We start from the raw sequence: 993 nt of genomic DNA, 5'->3' as shown, positions 1-993 counted from the left end.
CGCGGCGCCGAGCTGTTCGCCGCCGAGCTGGGCGAGGACCCGCGGACCCTGCTGTTCCCCGCCCCCGGCGCGGCCGACACCGCCGAGCGGCGGCTGACCCGCACCGGGTTCGCCCAGCCCGCGCTGTTCCTGGTCGAGTACGCGCTGGCCCGGCTCTGGGAGGCCCGGGGCGTGCGCCCCGGCGCGATGGCCGGCCACAGCGTCGGCGAGTACGTCGCGGCCTGCCTGGCGGGCGTGTTCACGCTGGAGGACGCGGTGCGGCTGGTGGCGGCCCGGGGCCGGCTGGTCCAGGCGATGCCCGCCGGATCGATGCTCACCGTGTTCCTCGCCGAACCCGACCTCGCCCCCTGGCTGGCCGACGACCCCGCCCTCGCCGTGGCGGCGGTCAACTCCACCGGGCTGAGCGCGGTCTCCGGCCCGACCGGCGCGGTGGACGGCCTGGAGCGCCGGCTCAAGGCGGCCGGCGTCCCCTGCCGCCGGCTGCACACCTCGCACGCCTTCCACTCCGCCGCCATGGACGGCGCCGTCGGCCCGCTGGTCGAGGCGGTCCGGGCGGTGCGGCTCAGCCCGCCGCGGATCCCGTTCTGCTCCAACGTCACCGGCACCTGGATCACCGACGAGGAGGCGACCAGCCCGGAGTACTGGGGCCGCCACCTGCGCGAGCCCGTCCGGTTCGCCGACGCGGCCGCGCTGCTGCTGGCCGACCCGTCCTGGGTGCTGCTGGAGGTCGGCCCCGGCCACACCCTCGGCGACTTCGTGCGCCACCACCAGGCCTGGCGGGACGACCGCACGGTGGTCGGCTCGCTGCGCCACCCGCACGAGCGGGAGGACGACCGGGTCCGGCTCGCGCAGGCGCTGGGGGCGCTGTGGAGCGCCGGGGCGCCCGTCGACCCGGCCGCCCTCGGGCCCGCCGCCGGCCGGGTGCTGCGGCTGCCCGGCTACGCCTTCCAGCACGAGCGCTACTGGGTCGACCCGGAGCCGGACGGCGCCGCG

1 protein-coding gene is annotated in these 993 nt (G+C 78.5%); it reads left to right on the top strand.

Going from position 1 to position 993, the window contains the following annotated elements:
- Positions 1 to 993: acyltransferase domain-containing protein (locus tag ABD308_RS37985; RefSeq protein ID WP_344345419.1), on the top strand; the 993-nt coding region annotated here is incomplete at both ends.

Origin of the sequence: Kitasatospora putterlickiae (assembly GCF_039527695.1) — a bacterium.
GTDB lineage: Bacteria > Actinomycetota > Actinomycetes > Streptomycetales > Streptomycetaceae > Kitasatospora > Kitasatospora putterlickiae.
Note: the sequence above shows the minus strand (reverse complement) of the source record. Positions and strands in the feature narration are given on the sequence as shown.